18 protein-coding genes and 1 tRNA gene are annotated in these 17,067 nt (G+C 73.7%); 8 read left to right on the top strand and 11 right to left on the bottom strand.

Annotation, left to right across the window (positions count from 1 at the left end; all coding sequences use genetic code 11):
• A partial coding sequence (locus G3I41_RS06925; RefSeq protein WP_164399412.1) for an ankyrin repeat domain-containing protein occupies nucleotides 1–621 on the bottom strand: 621 nt, incomplete at its 3' end.
• Nucleotides 622–653: 32 nt separating this feature from the next.
• Entirely contained in the window at nucleotides 654–1,211 is a 558-nt protein-coding gene (locus tag G3I41_RS06920; protein WP_164399411.1) for a heme-binding protein, read from the bottom strand.
• Nucleotides 1,212–1,443: 232 nt separating this feature from the next.
• On the opposite strand from G3I41_RS06920, the gene G3I41_RS06915 reads away from it, so the two are divergent.
• Genes G3I41_RS06915 through G3I41_RS06905 form a run of 3 tightly spaced genes read left to right on the top strand, consistent with a single transcriptional unit; the run spans nucleotide 1,444 to nucleotide 3,845 of the window.
• The gene (locus G3I41_RS06915) at nucleotides 1,444–2,688 is read left to right on the top strand and encodes a sensor histidine kinase (protein ID WP_164399410.1); all 1,245 of its coding nucleotides are present in this window, start codon (nucleotides 1,444–1,446) and stop codon (nucleotides 2,686–2,688) included.
• Nucleotides 2,685–3,314, top strand: a complete 630-nt coding sequence (locus tag G3I41_RS06910) for a response regulator transcription factor (protein WP_164399409.1) — start codon at nucleotides 2,685–2,687, stop codon at nucleotides 3,312–3,314. Before G3I41_RS06915 ends, G3I41_RS06910 begins: the two co-directional genes overlap by 4 nt.
• Nucleotides 3,315–3,347: 33 nt before the next feature.
• Nucleotides 3,348–3,845: a hypothetical protein gene (locus G3I41_RS06905; protein ID WP_073964745.1), complete on the top strand. Its 498-nt coding sequence runs from the start codon at nucleotides 3,348–3,350 to the stop codon at nucleotides 3,843–3,845.
• A 58-nt stretch (nucleotides 3,846–3,903) separates the two neighbouring features.
• On the opposite strand, the gene G3I41_RS06900 is transcribed toward G3I41_RS06905, so the two are convergent.
• Entirely contained in the window at nucleotides 3,904–4,584 is a 681-nt protein-coding gene (locus G3I41_RS06900; RefSeq protein ID WP_203600372.1) for a pentapeptide repeat-containing protein, read from the bottom strand.
• A 113-nt stretch (nucleotides 4,585–4,697) separates the two neighbouring features.
• On the opposite strand from G3I41_RS06900, the gene G3I41_RS06895 reads away from it, so the two are divergent.
• Nucleotides 4,698–5,684 (top strand): zinc-binding dehydrogenase, encoded by a 987-nt coding sequence (locus G3I41_RS06895; protein ID WP_164399408.1) that lies wholly within the window; start codon nucleotides 4,698–4,700, stop codon nucleotides 5,682–5,684.
• Nucleotides 5,685–5,702: 18 nt separating this feature from the next.
• On the opposite strand, the gene G3I41_RS06890 is transcribed toward G3I41_RS06895, so the two are convergent.
• Entirely contained in the window at nucleotides 5,703–6,179 is a 477-nt protein-coding gene (locus tag G3I41_RS06890; protein ID WP_164399407.1) for a GNAT family N-acetyltransferase, read from the bottom strand.
• A gap of 31 nt (nucleotides 6,180–6,210) precedes the next feature.
• On the bottom strand, nucleotides 6,211–7,125 hold the full coding sequence (locus G3I41_RS06885; RefSeq protein ID WP_343242076.1) for an aminoglycoside phosphotransferase family protein: 915 nt from the start codon (nucleotides 7,123–7,125) through the stop codon (nucleotides 6,211–6,213).
• Nucleotides 7,126–7,158: 33 nt separating this feature from the next.
• On the opposite strand from G3I41_RS06885, the gene G3I41_RS06880 reads away from it, so the two are divergent.
• On the top strand, nucleotides 7,159–7,818 hold the full coding sequence (locus G3I41_RS06880; protein ID WP_164399413.1) for a rhomboid family intramembrane serine protease: 660 nt from the start codon (nucleotides 7,159–7,161) through the stop codon (nucleotides 7,816–7,818).
• A 33-nt stretch (nucleotides 7,819–7,851) separates the two neighbouring features.
• Here G3I41_RS06880 and G3I41_RS06875 read toward each other — a convergent pair.
• A tRNA-Thr gene (locus G3I41_RS06875) sits at nucleotides 7,852–7,928 on the bottom strand.
• A 180-nt stretch (nucleotides 7,929–8,108) separates the two neighbouring features.
• Between G3I41_RS06875 and ugpC the strand changes: the two genes are divergently transcribed.
• The 3 genes from ugpC to G3I41_RS06860 all read left to right on the top strand — a co-directional run bounded on the left by ugpC (nucleotide 8,109) and on the right by G3I41_RS06860 (nucleotide 10,663).
• Complete coding sequence (ugpC, locus tag G3I41_RS06870) at nucleotides 8,109–9,245, top strand: sn-glycerol-3-phosphate ABC transporter ATP-binding protein UgpC (protein ID WP_164399405.1); 1,137 nt, start codon at nucleotides 8,109–8,111, stop codon at nucleotides 9,243–9,245.
• A gap of 229 nt (nucleotides 9,246–9,474) precedes the next feature.
• Nucleotides 9,475–9,906, top strand: coding sequence for a hypothetical protein (locus tag G3I41_RS06865; RefSeq protein WP_164399404.1), 432 nt, complete (start codon nucleotides 9,475–9,477; stop codon nucleotides 9,904–9,906).
• Nucleotides 9,907–9,952: 46 nt separating this feature from the next.
• Nucleotides 9,953–10,663: a nucleotidyltransferase family protein gene (locus G3I41_RS06860; RefSeq protein ID WP_164399403.1), complete on the top strand. Its 711-nt coding sequence runs from the start codon at nucleotides 9,953–9,955 to the stop codon at nucleotides 10,661–10,663.
• A 75-nt stretch (nucleotides 10,664–10,738) separates the two neighbouring features.
• On the opposite strand, the gene G3I41_RS06855 is transcribed toward G3I41_RS06860, so the two are convergent.
• From G3I41_RS06855 to G3I41_RS06835, 5 genes are all read right to left on the bottom strand, one after another.
• Nucleotides 10,739–12,349 carry a DoxX family protein gene (locus G3I41_RS06855; RefSeq protein ID WP_164399402.1) on the bottom strand — a complete coding sequence of 537 codons (1,611 nt, stop codon included), beginning with the start codon at nucleotides 12,347–12,349 and terminating at the stop codon, nucleotides 10,739–10,741.
• A 189-nt stretch (nucleotides 12,350–12,538) separates the two neighbouring features.
• Complete coding sequence (gene rlmB / locus G3I41_RS06850) at nucleotides 12,539–13,495, bottom strand: 23S rRNA (guanosine(2251)-2'-O)-methyltransferase RlmB (protein WP_164399401.1); 957 nt, start codon at nucleotides 13,493–13,495, stop codon at nucleotides 12,539–12,541.
• Between the two features lie 85 nt (nucleotides 13,496–13,580).
• Nucleotides 13,581–14,984 (bottom strand): cysteine--tRNA ligase, encoded by a 1,404-nt coding sequence (gene cysS / locus G3I41_RS06845; RefSeq protein ID WP_164399400.1) that lies wholly within the window; start codon nucleotides 14,982–14,984, stop codon nucleotides 13,581–13,583.
• A gap of 64 nt (nucleotides 14,985–15,048) precedes the next feature.
• Nucleotides 15,049–16,263: an MFS transporter gene (locus tag G3I41_RS06840; RefSeq protein ID WP_164399399.1), complete on the bottom strand. Its 1,215-nt coding sequence runs from the start codon at nucleotides 16,261–16,263 to the stop codon at nucleotides 15,049–15,051.
• A partial coding sequence (locus G3I41_RS06835; RefSeq protein ID WP_164399398.1) for an ABC transporter permease subunit occupies nucleotides 16,260–17,067 on the bottom strand: 808 nt, incomplete at its 5' end. The genes G3I41_RS06840 and G3I41_RS06835, both read right to left, overlap by 4 nt.

The raw sequence follows: 17,067 nt of genomic DNA, 5'->3' as shown, positions 1-17,067 counted from the left end.
ACCCCCGCTGTCCGCCGCCCCCGCGCCCTGCGCGCCCCGCAGCAGCGCCGCGATGTCGGCGAACCCGCGCCGCTCCGCGTGCTCCAGCGCCGTCACCCCGTCGCCGTCCGCCAGCCCCGGCGTCGCGCCCGCCGCGAGCAGCAGCTCCACGATCTCCAGGTGCGCCCGGCCGCCGTCGCCGAGGATCACGGCCTCCAGCAGGGCGGTCCAGCCCAGCCGGTTGACGTGGTCCACGTCGATGTCGGTGACCCTCAGCAGCTCCCGTACGTACGCGACATGACCGCGCTCGCTCGCCGGGATCAGCGCGATCCCGCCGAACCGGTTGCGCAGCTTCAGGTCGGGCCCGGCCGGCAGCAGGGCGCGCAGCATCTCCACGCTGCCCGTCACGCCGGTGGCCAGCCACGGGCTCTCCTCACGCCGGTCCCGCGCGTCCGGGTCGGCGCCCGCCGCGACGAGCAGCCGGGCGGCCCCGACGTGGTCCCCGTGGACGGCCAGGAGCAGCGGGGTGCGCAACTCCTCGTCGCGGGCGTCGACCCGGGCGCCGCCCTCGATCGCGGTCCGCACTCCGTCGGTGTCGCCGGTGCGCGCGGCGTCGAGCAGCTGGTGATCGAGGGCGTTCATGTCCGTCTCCCGGGGAGGTGTGCGCGTACGTACTACTGGGCGAGGGCGGCGACGCCGGCCCGCGCGAACTTCTCGTCCAGGTCGCCGCTGGGCGCGCCAGCGACGCCGATGCCCGCCACCGGGGCACCCTTGACCTGCACGGGGGCGCCGCCCGCGAGGAACAGCGTGCCAGGGATGTCCTTCAGGTTCGGGGCCTGGGCGAGCCGCTTGGCCAGCTCGGAGGTCGGGGCGTTCCACGACACGGCGGTGTACGCCTTCTTCTCGGCCGACTCGTACGCCTGCGGGCCCGAGCCGTCGCCGCGCAGGGTCAGGATCGTGTTGCCGTTGCGGTCGACCACCGAGACCGCGACGCGCTGGTTCTCCTTCTTCGCCGCGTCCAGGGCGGCCTGCGCGGCCTTCGTCGCGGCGTCGAGCGTCAGGTGCGTCGACTGCTGGAGGTCGCGGTGCGCGATGTCGGCCTTGACCGTGGTCGCGGGGGCGGCCGCCGGGGTGGACGCGTTCGCGGACATCGCGCCGAACGTGCCGGCCCCGAGGGCGGCAGCGGTGACGGCGCCGGTCAGGACACGGGTACGCAGCGACATCTTCTTCATCAAGGGCTCCTCAGCGGGGGAAGATCGGAAGCGGGTGGTCCCCGCGTCCTGTCATCCAGCGTCGGCCCGCAACCGCCTCCGGAGGGTCGTCGTACCGGCTCGACCCGGCGCCCGGGACGGCTGACGTCCCCATCGGCCGATCGGTTGATGCGCGGGCGCCCGCCCGGGGTGACGATGGAATGTCCACGCAGGTCAGCGGGGGTCCTTCCGGGACCGGGAACAGGGGTACGAGGTGGAGCACGGGCACGAGGACGGGCCCCGGCCCGCGCCGGGACCGGATGCCGACGACGCCGGCGCCCGCAACCTCGCCCTCCTCATGCACGCCGCGTTCTTCCTGCTCCTCGGCGCCTCGCTCGCCCGGTTCCTGCTCCGGCATCCCGGCGAGGCCCGCACCCCCTGGCTCATGGGCCTGTCCGTCGCCCTGGCCGCGCTCTACGTCATCGGGCCGGTCCTCGGCTCCCGCCCCACCGCGCGCAGCCTCGTCTGGCTCGGCGGGCTCGTCGCCGTGTGGATGGTGGTGGTCGTCCTCGCGCCCAGCTTCGCCTGGTGCGCGGTGCCGCTCTTCTACACCGGGCTGCGCATCCTGCCGCCCCGCGCCGCTTACGCCCTCGTCGCCCTGCTCACCCTGTTCGTCGTCGCCGCGCAACTCCGCCTCGCGCACGGCTTCGACCCCAACCTCGTGCTCGCCCCGCCCGCCGTGGCCGCCGTCGCCACCGCCGTGTTCGTCCACATGCGGCGCCAGGCCGTACGGCAGGGCCGGCTCATCGACGACCTGCTCCGCACCCGCCGCGAACTCGCCGCCACCGAGCGCCGCGAAGGCACCCTCGCCGAACGCCAGCGGCTGTCCATGGAGATCCACGACACCCTCGCCCAGGGCCTGTCCAGCCAGCAGATGCTCCTCCAGGCCGCCGACCGCACCTGGGACACCGACCCGGCCGCCGCCCGGCGCCACATCCGTACCGCCGAAGGCATCGCCGAACGCAACCTCGCCGAGGCCCGCCGCTTCGTCCACGACCTGGCCCCCGCCGACCTGGCCGAGGGCGGCGGCCTCGAAGCGGCCCTGCGCGCACTCGCCGCCCGCGAAACCGCCCAGGCGCAGGGCAGGCTCACCGTCCGCTGCCACATCGAGGGCGCCCCGCACACCGTCCTGCCCGACCGCACCCAGTCCGCCCTGCTGCGGATCGCCCAGGGCGCCCTGGCCAACGTCACCGAACACGCGGGCGCCACCGAGGCCGCCCTCACGCTCACGCACCTGGACGACCGCACCGTCCTCGACATCGCCGACAACGGCCACGGCTTCACGCCCACCGCCACCGGAGGCCCGGGCGGGGTGCGCGGCCACGGGCTGCCCGCCATGCGCGCCCGGCTCCACCAGCTCGGCGGCACCCTCACCATCGAATCGGCCCCCGGCGAAGGCACCGTCGTCACCGCCACCGTCCCCGCACTCCAGGACCCCACACCCCAGGACTCCGCATGACCGCCGACCGCATCCGCATCCTGCTCTGCGACGACCACGCCGTCGTACGCGCCGGGCTCCTCGCCCTCCTCGGCAGCGAACCCGACATCGAGGTCATCGGCGAGGCGGGCAGCGGCGAGGAAGCCGTCGCGCTCGCCGCCCGGCTCACCCCCGACGTCGTCCTGATGGACCTCCAGCTCGGCACCGGCATCGACGGCGTCGAGGCGACCCGCCGCATCGCGGCCGGCCCCGGCACCCATGTCCTCGTCCTCACCACGTACGACACCGACGCCGACATCACGCGCGCCATCGAGGCCGGCGCCACCGGCTACCTGCTCAAGGCCGAACGCCCCGAGGAGCTGTTCGCCGCCATCCGCTCCGCCGCCCAGGGCCGCACCACGCTCTCGCCGCCCGTCGCCAGCCGGGTGATGGCCCGCATGCGCGCACCCCGCCCCACCCTCACCGACCGCGAACGCGACATCCTCGGCCAGCTCTCCCGGGGCCTCGGCAACCGCGAGATCGCCCGCGCCCTGTTCATCAGCGAGGCCACGGTCAAGACGCACCTCGGCCGCATCTACGACAAGCTCGGCGTCGACACCCGCGCGGGCGCCGTCGCCGTCGCCAAGGAGCAGCGGCTGCTGCCGTAACGGGCGACACGCCGGGCATGACACCATCGAACCGTGCTCGACATCGGCTACTCCCTCTCCCGCCGCTTCCCCGACCCCCCGCAGACCGACTACCGCCGCGCGGACGTCCACGCGCTGCGGCACGACCTGTTCTCCGGGGACGTCTACCTCGCGGACACCAAGGCGGACCGCGAAGTGTCCACAGCCTGGGGATGGGTGCCGGTGCTCGACTTCGCCTGGGCGCTGTGCGACATCGTGGAACGCATCGACCAGGACCCGCGCGGCAGCCGCTCGCACCGCCGCCAGCAGGCCGAACTCGACTTCACCGAGTCCACCGACCGCATGCTCTTCGAGCGCCGCTTCGGCTGGGTCGACATCGAGGCCGACTGGATGGACCCCGAGGAACCGCCGCTCACCTTCAGCCACTCCCTCCTGCGCCGCGAGGCCCGCGACTTCCTGCACGACCTGATCGCCGACCTGGCCGACATGCACGAGGGCCTGGCCGACAACCCGGCCGTCTGGGACCTCCAGGCCCGCTTCCCCCGGCTCTGACCGGGGCGGCGGGGGCCGCGGCGGGGGCCTCACGCCTCCGACCGGGGCGGCGGGGGCCTCACGCCTCCACCCGCACCCCGATCTGCGCCGCGAACGCCGGCGCCAGCTCCATCAGCTGGACCGGGCTGATCACCGCACCCGCCAGCCGCTCCACCCCCCGCGCGATGTCCAGCTCCGCGACCGCCCGCAGATCCACCGACTCCATCCGCGCCGCGCTGAAGTCCGCCCGCCTCAGCACGCAGTCCCGGAACTCCACCCGCGTCAGCCGCGCACCCCCGAAGTCCGGCTCCGCCAGCACACAGCCCTCGAAGACGACATCCGTCAGCCGGGCCTCCCGCAGATTCAGGTAATCGATCTTCCCGCCCCGCACGAGCACCCGCTCCAGCACCGCTCCGTGCAACTGCGTCCCGCCCAGCCGCGCGTCCACCACCTCCACGTCCCGCAGCGACGCCTCCGCGAGATCGGTGCCCACCCCCCGTACGCCCGTCAGCACCGCATCGATGAACCGCGCCCGCACCAGCTCCGCCCGGTCCAGGGCGCAGCCCTCCAGCGCGCAGTCCATGAACCGCGCGCCCCGCCCCGACGCGTCCGCCAGATCCACCGACGCCCCGAACCGCACCCCGTCGTAATCCCCGTCCGGTTCGAGTCCGCCCTCCCCGAACTCCGCCAGCGGCGGCAACGGCACCTCCGGCCGCCGCGCCGCCTTCACACCACCACTCCGACCACCACCGCGCACCATGCCCCCATCGTGACGCACGCCACTGACAACGCCCCGCCCACGCTTGACCTCAACCCCGCTTGAGGTCACAGGCTGGGGCCGCCAGCACCCACACCACTCCGGGGGACCCCGCCATGCACGCCGTACGCCTCCACGCCTTCGGCCCCGCCGACAACCTCACCTACGAGCAGACCGACACCCCGCGACCCGGCCCCGGCCAGGTCCGCATCGCCGTCCGCGCCGCCGGCGTCCACCTCCTCGACACCACGCTGCGCCAGGGCCTCCCCGGCCCCCTGCCGCCCGCCCCGCTGCCCACCATCCCCGGCCGCGAAGTCGCCGGCACCGTCGACGCCCTCGGCGAAGGCACCGACCCGGCCTGGCTCGGCCGCGACGTCGTCGCCCACCTCGGCAACGTCCCCGGCGGCTACGCCGAACTCGCCGTCAGCGACACCGACCGGCTCCACTCCGTACCCGACGGGCTCAGCCACGCCGAGGCCGTCGCCATGGTCGGCACCGGCCGCACCGCCCTCGGCATCCTCGGTTTCACTCCGCTCGGCCCCGACTCCCTCGTCCTCGTCACCGCCGCCGCCGGCGGCCTCGGCACCCTGATCGTCCAGTACGCCAAGAACGCCGGAGCCACCGTCATCGGCCTCGCCGGAGGCCCCGCCAAGACCGCCCGCGTCCGGGACAACGGCGCCGACCTCGCCGTCGACTACACCCGCCCCGACTGGCCCCACCACGTCCGCACCCACCTGGACACCCTCGGCCGCCGCGCCACCGTCGTCTACGACTCCGTCGGCTCCACCACCGCCCGCGCCGCCGTCGGCCTCCTCGGCGAGGGCGGGCAGCACGTCGTCTACGGCCGGTCCGGCAACGGACACCCCTACTCCCCCGCCGACGACGAACTCGAAGCACGCGGCATCACCTCCGAGAACGTCCTCGGCCCCGGCCTGTTCCGCAAGGGCGGCGGACCGCGCGCGCTCGAAACCCGCGCCCTCGCCGAGGCCGCCGCCGGCCGCCTGCGCCCCGCGATCCAGACCTACCCGCTCGCCCGCGCCGCCGACGCCCACCGCGACCTGGAAACCCGGGGCACCATCGGCAAGGTGGTCCTCATCCCCTGACGCGGGACCCCGTCCGCCTCACGCCCCGCCCAGCTCCGCCAGCGCCCCGTCGGTCAGCCGGTACACCGTCCACTCGTCCTGCGGACGCGCGCCCAGCGACTCGTAGAACGCGATCGACGGGGCGTTCCAGTTCAGCACCGACCACTCCAGGCGCTCGTAACCCCGCTCCCCACAGATCCGCGCCAGCTCCCGCAGCAGCGCCTTCCCGTGCCCGCCGCCGCGCCGCTCCGGGCGTACGTACAGGTCCTCCAGGTAGATCCCGTGCACCCCGCGCCACGTCGAGAAGTTCAGGAACCAGAGCGCGAAGCCGACGACCTCGCCGTCCTCGTCCGACTCGGCGATGTGCGCGAAGGCGGCGGGCCGCTCACCGAACAGCGCCTCCCGCAGCTGCTCCTCCGTCGCACGCACCTCGTGCAACGCCTTCTCGTAATCGGCCAGCTCACACACCATGGCGTGGAGGGCGGGGACATCTGCGGGGGTAGCGGTACGAATCATGGGGGCAGCGTAAACAGCGCCCCGCCGACGGCTACCCCCGGCCCAGCACCACCCGCGCGATCTCCGCCTGCTCCGGCGCCAGCCGCCGCGCCCCGCCCGCCACCGACCAGCAGGCGTTCTGGAGCACCCGCCCCAGCGTCCACGCCGCCGCCCGCCCCCGGTCGAGCCCCAGCACCCCGGTCAGCACGTCGAACCGCCCGTCCACCGCGCCCGCGTCGAACCGGTCCACCAGCGCGGGCAGCAGCTCGAACCCCGCGTCCCCCACCAACGGCTTCGGATCGATGGCCACCCACCCGGCCCCGCCCTCCGCCGCCAGCACGTTCCCGAAGTGCAGGTCCCAGTGCAGCAACCGGTCCCCCGGCTCCCCCGCCACCTCACGCACCGCCGCCGCGCAGTCCCGTACGAGCCCCCGCTCCTCCTCGTCCACCAGCGCCGCCACCACGCCCGGCGCGGCGGCCAGCATCCAGGAAGCCGGCTCCCCGAGCCCCCGCAGTCCGTGCCCGGCTCCCGGCGCCCCCGGCCGCACCGCCGTCAGCTCCGCCAGCAGTCCGGCGATCACCCGGACCGCCCGGTCCGTGTCCGGCTCGCCCTCCAGCGAGCCGCTTCCGTCCAGCCGCTCCAGGAGCATCGCCCCGGTCGCCGGATCGTGGTCCAGCAACCGCACCGCCCCGGCCCCCGCCGCACCCCACAGCCGCAGCGCGACCGGCTCCCCCGCCGTCTCCTCGTCCACCGGCTGCAGCTTCAGCACCGCCCGCCGCCCGTCCCGCACCCGCACCACCGGCAGGACCAGCGCGCACACCCCGTGCATCGCCGCACCGTCCCGGCGCAGCCCCCACCGCTCCAGGAAGTCCGCCGCCATCCCCGGCAGCGCGGCCACGAACGCCCGGCCCGCCTCCCCGTTGTATGCGGACTGAGTGGCGACGAGCGCATCCGGAATGTCGATCACACCCCCGATCGTAGGAGCGTGCGTCAATCGGGCATGCCCTCCGGCCACCCAGCACGGCCCCACGCCGCACCCGCCTCGTGGCTCCGCGCCCTCCGCTCCTGGATCCGCAGCGCCCCCGGCACCCACCTCTGGCTGGCCGCCCTCTTCGTCACCACGGTGGTCGTCCACCAGATGTCACCGGCCTTCGAGGAGGAGTTCCTCCGCCAGCGCTCCACCAACATCCACGAGCTGTCCCGCAACCCCGTCCGCGTCCTCATCGCCAGCGCCTTCTGGATCGACGGCGGCCAGTGGCTCCCCTACGCCGTCCTCTACACCGTCTTCCACGCCCCCGCCGAACGCCGCCTCGGCACCCCGCGCTGGCTCACCGTCGCCGCCACCGCCCACGTCCTCGCCAGCCTCGTCAGCGAGGGCGTCCTCGCCTGGGCCATCCGCCACGGCCATGCCCCGCCCTCCGCGGCCGACACCCTCGACGTGGGCGTCAGCTACGCCCTGGCCGGCGTGGCCGCGGTCCTCACCTCTTACGTGCCCCGCCCCTGGCGCCCGGTGTACCTCTTCGCGGTCCTGGTGATCTACACGGTCCCCCTGATCACCAACCCGACCGTCACGGACGTCGGCCATCTGACGGCGGCCCTGATCGGGCTGGGGTGCTCTCCGCTGACGCGACGCGGAACACCCGGACGTAGCGAGGCATGAAAAAAACCAGGCCGGGGAAGCCCGGCCTGGCGATGGAGCCCCCTGTCGGATTCGAACCGACGACCTACGCATTACAAGTGCGTTGCTCTGGCCAGCTGAGCTAAGGAGGCGTGCCGGAGCAGTCTAACCAACCCGGCCCCCGTCACCGTGCAGAAATTTCGCAGCCGGTGAACTGCTGACAGATTCGAAACCGCCAGGTAGCGTCCTTGCAGGTTCACTCGTTTGGACCAGACCACTCCCTTACAACGGATCGTCCGGCACGTTCCTGCCGGTGGAGGAGAAGAATCAGCATGGCCAGTGTCACGTTCGACAAGGCGTCCCGCGTCTACCCCGGCTCCACGAAGCCCGCGGTGGACCAGCTCGAGATCGACATCGCGGACGGTGAGTTCCTCGTCCTCGTCGGTCCCTCCGGTTGTGGCAAGTCCACCTCGCTCCGCATGCTCGCGGGCCTCGAGGACGTCAACGGCGGTGCCATCCGCATCGGTGACCGCGACGTCACGCACCTGCCGCCGAAGGACCGGGACATCGCCATGGTGTTCCAGAACTACGCGCTGTACCCGCACATGACCGTCGCGGACAACATGGGCTTCGCGCTCAAGATCGCCGGTGTCAACAAGACCGACATCCGGGCGAAGGTCGAAGAGGCCGCCAAGATGCTGGACCTCACCGACTACCTGGACCGCAAGCCGAAGGCGCTCTCCGGTGGTCAGCGCCAGCGTGTCGCGATGGGCCGCGCGATCGTGCGTGAGCCGCAGGTCTTCCTCATGGACGAGCCGCTGTCGAACCTCGACGCCAAGCTCCGTGTCTCCACCCGTACGCAGATCGCCTCGCTCCAGCGCCGCCTGGGCATCACGACCGTGTACGTCACCCACGACCAGGTCGAGGCCCTGACCATGGGCGACCGCGTCGCGGTCCTCAAGGACGGTCTCCTCCAGCAGGTCGACTCGCCGCGCAACATGTACGACAGGCCGGCGAACCTCTTCGTGGCCGGCTTCATCGGCTCCCCGGCGATGAACCTGGTCGAGGTCCCGATCACCGACGGTGGCGTGAAGTTCGGCAACAGCGTCGTCCCGGTCTCCCGCGAGGCGCTGACCGCCGCCGCGAACCGCGGCGACACCACCGTCACGGTCGGCATCCGCCCCGAGCACTTCGACATCGTCGAGCACGGCGGCGCCGCCGCGAAGACGCTCACCAAGGACTCCGCGGCGGCCCCGGCCGGCCTGGCCGTCTCGGTCAACGTGGTCGAGGAGCTCGGCGCCGACGGCTTCGTCTACGGTGCCGCCGAGGTCGGTGGCGAGCACAAGGACCTCGTCGTCCGCGTCGGTGGCCGCGCCGTCCCGGAGAAGGGCACCAAGCTGCACGTCGTGCCCCGCCCGGACGAGCTGCACGTCTTCGCCACGTCGACCGGTGAGCGCCTCACCGCCTGACGTCGCCCGCGCTGTACGGTGGCCCCGCACGGTCTTCGTGCGGGGCCGCCGCGCGTCCCGGGCAGGGTTCGAAGCGGCTGAGGCGTTTGAAGCGGTGGAGGCGAATTCCCCGCCAGAACGGTCATTTCGCTTCCGTTCGTCAACACGCGATTCGAAAAGCACACGCGAACCATCCCTCGCAAGGGTGACGTAATGTCGCCGTTCCCTCACCGGCCGCTACGCTCGCTGCGTGACCCACACCGTGCGCCGTATCGGCCGAACCCTCGCTTTCGTACTGCCCGTCGTCATGGTCCTGTCCGGGACCCTCGCGGTCACCGCCGTGCCGTGGGCAGCCAGCAACTCCGACTCGCAGCTCCTCGCCGCGTCGGCCCGTACCGTTCCCGACGCCAAGGGTGCCGAGGCCGCCGTCAAGCCGCGCGCCCCGCAGGAGATCCTGCGCGACCGGCTCCTCCAGGAGCTCCGCGCCAAGGACCCGGGCGTCGCGCTGACGGACCTCCAGCGCGCCGTCGAGGGACGCCCGTCGCTCGCCAAGCACTGCATGTCCATCGCGAAGACCCTGGGCAAGGCCGCCGTCGACAAGTACGGCCCGACGCGCGCGCACCGCTTCTCGCGCCCCGTCTGCGACACCTCGTTCGCCTCGGGCGTCGCCCAGTTCAGCTGACCGACGCACCTCTCCCCGCTACCGGGCACGGCTTATCGTGCCTGGTATGCATACGTTTCCGACGCAGGCCGTGATCCTGGCGGGTGGCCAGGGGTCACGGCTGCGCCCGTATACCGATGACCGCCCCAAGCCGATGGTCGAGATCCCGGGTACCGGGACGCCGATCATCGGCCATCAGCTTTCCTGGCTGGCCGCCGAGGGCGTGACCGACGCCGTGGTGTCGTGCGGGCATCTGGCCGAGGTGCTCCAGGAGTGGCTGGCCGAAGCGGTGCTGCCGCTGCGCGTGACGACGGTGGTGGAGTCCGAGCCGCTGGGACGCGGCGGCGGCCTGAAGTACGCGGCGGCGCGGCTGCCCGAGCCCGACGAGCCGTGGTACGCGACCAACGGGGACATCTGGACGCGGTTCTCGCTGCGCGAGATGGCGGCGTTCCACGCGGAGCGCGACGCCACGGCGACGCTGGCGCTGGCACGGCCCCGGATCCCGTGGGGCGCGGTGGAGACGGACGCGTTCGGGCACATCACCGACTTCATCGAGGCACCGCCGTCGCCGTATCTGATCAACGCGGGGGTGTACGTGTTCTCCCCCGCGTTCACGGGCATGCTGCCGGACCTCGGCGACCACGAGCGGACGACGTTCCCCCGGCTGGCCCGCGAACGCCGGCTGGCCGGCTATCCGCTGCCGCACGGGGCGTACTGGCGGGCGATCGACACCGCGAAGGACCTGACGGAGGCCGCCAAGGAACTGGGCGAGCGGTAGGACGTACGGAAACGGGGCGGGCCCGGAGGATGTCCTCCGGGCCCGCCCCGTGTGCCGCCCCAGGGGCGCTCGCGGTCAGCCGAGGAGGCCGCCGATCGGGTTGCGGCCCCCGCTGCCGCCGTCGGCGCCGCCCGAGCCGGGGTCGGGGTCGGTACCGCCGGTGGTGGAACCGCCGCCGGTGCCGGTGGACCCGGAGGAGCTGGGGCCGGAGCTGGTGGCGGGGGGCTGCTGGGGGGTGGTCTGCCGCGGGGGCTGCTGGCCGGTGCCCTGGGTCTGGCTGGGCTGCCCGGTGCTCGCGCCCGCCGCCTGGCCCGTCTCGCGGACGCTGTCCGACGAGGGGGTGGAGGCGTCGGCGGACGGGGTGTGCGGTGCGGTGCTGTGGGAGGGCGTGGGCTGGTGGCCGGTGGGGTTCTCGGACGCCTTGGCCTTGCGGGACTTGTCGGGGAGGGGCGAGCCGGGGAGCTGGTTGGTGGGGACGCCGTGGGGGCCGGGGACGGTGACGACCTGCGTGGAGCGGACGGCGCCGCCGAGGACGGACCCGATGAGCAGGGTGAGGCCGACGACGACGCTGGCGACGACCGCGCCCCGGCGCAGGACGCGGCGGCGCAGGTCCCAGATCTCGGAGCGGGGGCCGAGCTTGCGCCAGGCCTCTCCGGCGAGCCGTCCGTCGATGGAGTAGACGGGGGCGCCCGCGATGATCAGGGGGCTCCAGGCGGCGAGGTAGATGATGTCCGGCGCGTCGTAGGCGGCGACGGTGCGCCAGCTGACGGTGACCAGCAGGGCGGCGGACAGCAGGGCGCCGACGGTGGCGGCGACCCGCTGCCAGAGCCCGAGGACGGTGAGGACACCGACGAGGACCTGGAGGAAGGCGATCGAGAGCCCGGCACCGACGGGGTGCGAGAGGGCGAACTCGCGCAGCGGCTCGGCCAGTGCCCACGGGTGGAGCGAGTTGAGCCACTTGACCATCGAGCCGCGCTCGCCGCCGTCGAAGTACACGGGGTCGCAGAGCTTGCCCATGCCGGCGTAGATGGAGATGAAGCCGAGGAAGACCCGCATCGGCAGGAGGACGACGCCGAGGTTCATGCGGCGGCCCGGGTAGTACGCGTGACGGACGTCGTCGGCGCCGCCCTGGCGCCGGCCGCGGGCCTCCTCGTCGGTGAGGTCGGCGGCGGGCTCGTCGTCGTACGGGCCCCGCTCGCCGCGCCCGTCCGGGTCGTACGGGCCGGGGTCGACGGGGTCGTAGGCGCCGACCGCCCGGCGCATCGGGGGCAGCAGGGGACCGCCGGAGCGGGGGGCGCCGATGACGGGGTTGGGCTGGGTCTCTTCGAGGGGGGACTCGTCGAGGCGCGGGATGACCTGGGTGCCGGCGCCGCCGCGTCCGTGGTCGAACTCGTAGGAGGCGTACGGGTCGTAGGGGTCGTACGCGGTCTCGGGGTGGCCGGCGGTGGAGTTGCGTACGGCCTGGAGGAGTCCGGTGGCGCCGGGGTCGCCGGGGGCGGACTTGCCGCTCCACACGACGGGGGCGCGTCGGCCGCGTCCCGCTCCGGGGGCGCTCATCGCGGGGATCCTGGGCGCGCCGGCGGGGGTCACACCGCGCAGCCGTGCGCGCTGGCCGGGGGCGAGCTGCACCCGGAAGCTGGCGTGGTTGACGATGACCTGCGCAGGGTCGCAGTCCACCTTGGTCATGCTCAGGGCGGGTAGTTCGTCGAACCGAGGCGTTCTGGTGTCCACACTCATCTAACCGAGTGATGTGTGATTAGGACACTGCCTTGACCGTGCCGAAGGTGTCCGAGACCCGTCAACAGGTGGTGGGGGGTTGCGCGGGGGCGCGTGCACGTGCGCGCGCGCCCCCGGACGGCCCCTCGGCCGGGTCGGTCAGGCGCGGCGGCGCGCGACCTCGTACATGACGATGCCGGCGGCGACACCGGCGTTGAGGGACTCCGCGCCGCCCGGCATGTTGATGCGGACGCGGTAGTCGCAGGTCTCGCCGACGAGGCGGCCGAGGCCCTTGCCCTCGCTGCCGATGACGACGACGACGGGCCCGCCGAGCGCTTCGAGGTCCTCGACGGTGTGCTCACCGTCGGCGGCGAGGCCGACGACCGCGATGCCCTCCTTCTTGAACGCTTCGAGGGCGCGGGTCAGGTTGGTGACCTTGGAGACGGGGGTGCGGGCGGCGGTGCCGGCCGAGGACTTCCAGGCCCCGGCGGTCATGCCGGCGGCGCGGCGCTCGGGGACGACGACGCCGTGGCCGCCGAAGGCGGAGACGGAGCGGACGATCGCGCCGAGGTTGCGCGGGTCGGTGACGCCGTCCAGGGCGACGATGAGCGGGTCCTCGCCGTTGTCGTAGGCGGCTTCGAGGAGGTCCTGCGGGTCGGCGTACTCGTAGGGCGGGACCTGGAGGACGAGGCCCTGGTGGTTGAGCCCGCCCGTCATCCGGTCGAGCTCGGGGCGCGGCGCCTCCATGAGGTTGATGTTGCCGCGCTCACCGGCGAGCTGCAGGGCCTCGCGGACGCGCTCGTCGTTGTCGATGTACTGCTGGACGTAGAGCGTGGTGGCGGGGACGCCGTCGCGCAGGGCCTCGTACACCGGGTTCCGGCCGACGACCATCTCCGAGGTGCCCTTGACGCCGCCGCGCCGGGGGGCGGGGCGGCGGTTGGCGGCCTGCTTGGCCTTGGCCGTCGCGATGCGGTTCTTCTTGTGCTTCTTGCGTTCCTCGGCGGGCGGGGTGGGGCCCTTGCCTTCGAGGCCCCGGCGTCGCTGGCCACCGCTGCCGACCGTGGCGCCCTTCTTGTTGGACGTGCGGCGGTTCCTGCGCTGGCTGTTCCCGGCCATGACCTACCTGTTTCGTTGCTTCGGTCGTGCGTACGTATAAGTGCAGTGTGCCGCCCGGCGGACCGGGCGGCATGTGGTGGGTGGGCTACTGGCGGGGGCCGAGTGTCCACCTGGGGCCGGACGGGCTGTCCTCGATGGCGAGTCCCGACTGGTTGAGCTGGTCGCGGATCGCGTCGGCGGCGGCCCAGTCCTTGCGGGCGCGCGCGGACTGCCGCTGGTCGAGGACGAGGCGGACGAGCGTGTCCACGACGCCGTGGAGGTCGTCGCCGCGGTCGCTCTCACCGGCCCACTGGCCGTCGAGCGGGTCGAGGCCGAGGACGCCGAGCATGGCGCGGACCTCGGCCAGGCGCGCGACGGCGGCTTCCTTGTCGTCGGCGGCGAGGGCGGAGTTGCCCTGGCGGACCGTGGTGTGGACGATCGCGAGGGCCTGGGGGACGCCGAGGTCGTCGTCCATGGCTTCGGCGAAGGCGGGCGGCACCTCGGCGGCGGGGGCGACGGTCTCGCCGGCCTTCTCGGTGACGCGCTGGATGAAGCCCTCGATCCGGGCGAACGCCGACTCGGCCTCGCGCAGGGCCTCCTCGCTGTACTCGATCATGGACCGGTAGTGCGGGGTGCCCAGGTAGTAGCGCAGGACGATGGGGCGCCAGGTCTTGACCATCTCGCTGACGAGGACGGAGTTGCCGAGGGACTTCGACATCTTCTCGCCGGACATGGTGACCCAGCCGTTGTGCACCCAGTAGTTCGCGAAGTCGTCGCCGAACGCCTTGGCCTGGGCGATCTCGTTCTCGTGGTGCGGGAAGATCAGGTCGATGCCGCCGCCGTGGATGTCGAAGGCGGTGCCGAGGTACTTGTGCGCCATGGCGGAGCACTCCAGGTGCCAGCCGGGGCGGCCGCGGCCCCAGGGCGTCTCCCAGCTGGGCTCGCCGGGCTTCGACGCCTTCCACATGGCGAAGTCGCGCTGGTCGCGCTTGCCGGTCTCGCCTTCGCCGGAGGGCTGGCGCAGGTCGTCCAGCTCCTGGTTGGACAGCGCCAGGTAGCCGGGGAACGAGCGCACGTCGAAGTAGACGTTGCCGTCGGCGGCGTACGCGTGACCGCGCTCGATGAGCCCGCGCATCATCTCGATCATCTCCGGGACGTGCCCGGTCGCGCGCGGTTCGTAGGTGGGCGGCAGGCAGCCGAGCGCGTCGTAGCCCGCGTTGAACGCCCGCTCGTTCTCGTAACCGATGGACCACCAGGGGCGGTTCTGCTCGGCGGACTTCGCGATGATCTTGTCGTCGATGTCCGTGACGTTCCGGACGAACGTCACGTCGTAGCCGCGGTGGGCGAACCAGCGGCGCATGATGTCGAAGTTCAGTCCGGACCTGATGTGCCCGATGTGCGGGGCGGCCTGGACGGTGGCGCCGCAGAGGTAGATCGAGACACAGCCCGCTGTGAGCGGGACGAAGTCACGGATCTGCCGGGCGCTGGTGTCGTACAGGCGAATAGTCACCCCTCAAGGGTAGTGGGCCCGCACCAGTGCCCCGCGCCCCTGTGGATATTTGCGGGCGCTGTCGTCACGCCCGCACGGCCGGGGTCCGCTCGCGGGCCGTGCGGGCCGGCAGGGCGAGGGCGAGGAAGGCGCCCGCGAGGGGTACGGCGGCGAGCGCCGGCCAGCGCAGCGCGGCGGGTACGTCGAGCAGGGCGCCGGTGGCGGCGCTGCCGCCGAGCACGGCGAGTCCGGACACGGAGGAGAGCGCCCCGGTGGCGAGGCCGAGGTGGCGGTCGTCCACGAGGTCGGGCACGAGTCCGCGGGCGGCGGGCACCAGGAGCATCTGGCCGAGGGTGAGCAGGACGACGAGCGCGGTGGCGGGCAGCAGCCCGCCGGGGCCGGCCGGGGTGAGCGGGACGGCGGCGAACCCGGCGGCGACGATCGTGAGGCCGGCGGCGAGCGCGGTGCGCGGGGTGACGCGGTCGGCGGACCAGCGGGTCAGGGGCAGTTGCGCGCAGACGACCAGGAGGGACGAGAGGGCGAAGAGACGGCCGAGCGCGGTCTGCGAGCCGGTGGCGTCCTCCACCTCCGCGGGCAGGGTCAGATAGAGCTGGTTGTAGGCGATGAGATAGCCGCTGTACGCGAGGCAGAGCAGCAGGAAAGGCCGCCGGGTGAGGACGTGGCGCATCGCGCCGTGCGAGGGGACGCGGGCGACGGGGGCGCGGCGCGGCATCAGCAGGGCGTGGCCGGCGAGGACCGCGACGAAGACGAGGGCACCGGCGAGGCAGGCCGCGCGGAAGCCGTCGTCGAGGAGCAGCAGCAGCGACCCGATGAGCGGGCCGAGGAAGGCGCCGGCCTGTCCGGCGGCGGAGAACCGGGCGAGGACCCGTGCCCGCGGGGTGCCGGTGAGGCGTTCGTGGCGGACGGCTTCACGGGCGGTCTCGGATTCGACGGCGGGCGAGAAGAGGGCGGCGGCCAGTCCGGTGAGGACGACGGCGCCGATGACGGTGGCGGTGGAACCGGCGAAGGCGAGCCAGCCGAACCCGGCGACGCGCAGGGCGCAGCCGGCGAGGACGACGGGGCGGGGCCCGTACCGGTCGGTGAGCGCCCCGCCGACGACGAAGAGGCCCTGCTGGCTGAAGGTGCGCAGGCCGAGGACGAGGCCGACGAGCCAGCCGGCCATTCCGAGGCCGGTGCCGAGGTGGGTGGCGAGGTAGGGCAGCACGGCGTAGAAGCCGATGTTGAAGGCGAGCTGGGTGGTGGTGAGAAGGCGCAGGTACGGGGTGGTGGCGGGGCTCATCGATCAGCGTTGCGGCCGGTGCGGCCGCGCACGGCGGCAGCGGTGAGGACGGTGAGCACGCCGAGGGCGGCGAGGGCCGCGGCGGGGGCCAGGACCGGCCAGGGGGCGCGTTCGGCGTAGGGGAGGTTCTCCGAGAGCATGCGGCCCCACTCGGGTGAGGGGGGTGCGGTGCCGAGGCCGAGGAAGCCGAGGGAGGCGAGGGCCAGCGCGAGGGCGGGGACGCGCAGGACGGCGTGCCGGACCACGGGCGGCAGGACACCGGGCAGCAGGTGGCGGCGCAGCAGGTGGAGTCGTCCGGCTCCCAGGGCGCGGGCGGCGGCGAGGTGGGGGGCCGCGCGTTCCTGGGTCCAGAGGGCGCTGGTGTGGGCGGCGAGCGGGGCCCAGGCGACGGCGGTGACGGCGGCCGCCGCGCTCCACGGCCCGGGTCCGGCGATGCCGGCGACGAGGAGGCCGGTGAGGATCGCGGGCAGGGCGTTGGCGGTCTCGGTGAGCGCGGTGGCGCGTACGGCTCCGAGGACGAGGCCGATGACGAGGGTGACGGCGGCGACGGCCAGGGCGGTCAGCACCGTGCGGGCGGCCCCGTGGCCGAGGCGGGCGAGGACGTCGCGGCCGAGGGAGTCGGTGCCCAGGGGGTGGTCGAGGGAGGGGGCGGCGAGGCGGGCGGCGGCGTCGAGGTGGAGGGGGTCGCGCAGGAGGCCGGCGACGGTGGTGGCGGCGAAGAGGGCGGCCAGGAGGAGGGCGCAGGCGATGAGGGGCCGGCCGGCGCGGCCGGCGGGCGGGACCAGGGCGGGGAGGGCGCGGTCG

The sequence above is a fragment of the Streptomyces sp. SID9727 genome, from assembly GCF_010550605.1.
Taxonomy (GTDB): domain Bacteria; phylum Actinomycetota; class Actinomycetes; order Streptomycetales; family Streptomycetaceae; genus Streptomyces.
The sequence above is the reverse complement of the archived record's forward strand: the minus strand, read 5'-3'. Positions and strand labels throughout refer to the sequence as shown.

Excerpts from the sequence above, each read along its gene's own strand:
- G3I41_RS06890 (WP_164399407.1), bottom strand. The coding sequence starts at position 6,179 with ATGATTCGTACCGCTACCCCCGCAGATGTCCCCGCCCTCCACGCCATG.
- ugpC (WP_164399405.1), top strand. The coding sequence starts at position 8,109 with ATGGCCAGTGTCACGTTCGACAAGGCGTCCCGCGTCTACCCCGGCTCC.
- G3I41_RS06910 (WP_164399409.1), top strand. The coding sequence starts at position 2,685 with ATGACCGCCGACCGCATCCGCATCCTGCTCTGCGACGACCACGCCGTC.
- G3I41_RS06880 (WP_164399413.1), top strand. The coding sequence starts at position 7,159 with ATGCCCTCCGGCCACCCAGCACGGCCCCACGCCGCACCCGCCTCGTGG.
- G3I41_RS06920 (WP_164399411.1), bottom strand. The coding sequence starts at position 1,211 with ATGAAGAAGATGTCGCTGCGTACCCGTGTCCTGACCGGCGCCGTCACC.
- G3I41_RS06895 (WP_164399408.1), top strand. The coding sequence starts at position 4,698 with ATGCACGCCGTACGCCTCCACGCCTTCGGCCCCGCCGACAACCTCACC.
- G3I41_RS06840 (WP_164399399.1), bottom strand. The coding sequence starts at position 16,263 with ATGAGCCCCGCCACCACCCCGTACCTGCGCCTTCTCACCACCACCCAG.
- G3I41_RS06860 (WP_164399403.1), top strand. The coding sequence starts at position 9,953 with ATGCATACGTTTCCGACGCAGGCCGTGATCCTGGCGGGTGGCCAGGGG.
- G3I41_RS06900 (WP_203600372.1), bottom strand. The coding sequence starts at position 4,584 with ATGGTGCGCGGTGGTGGTCGGAGTGGTGGTGTGAAGGCGGCGCGGCGG.
- G3I41_RS06855 (WP_164399402.1), bottom strand. The coding sequence starts at position 12,349 with ATGACCAAGGTGGACTGCGACCCTGCGCAGGTCATCGTCAACCACGCC.
- rlmB (WP_164399401.1), bottom strand. The coding sequence starts at position 13,495 with ATGGCCGGGAACAGCCAGCGCAGGAACCGCCGCACGTCCAACAAGAAG.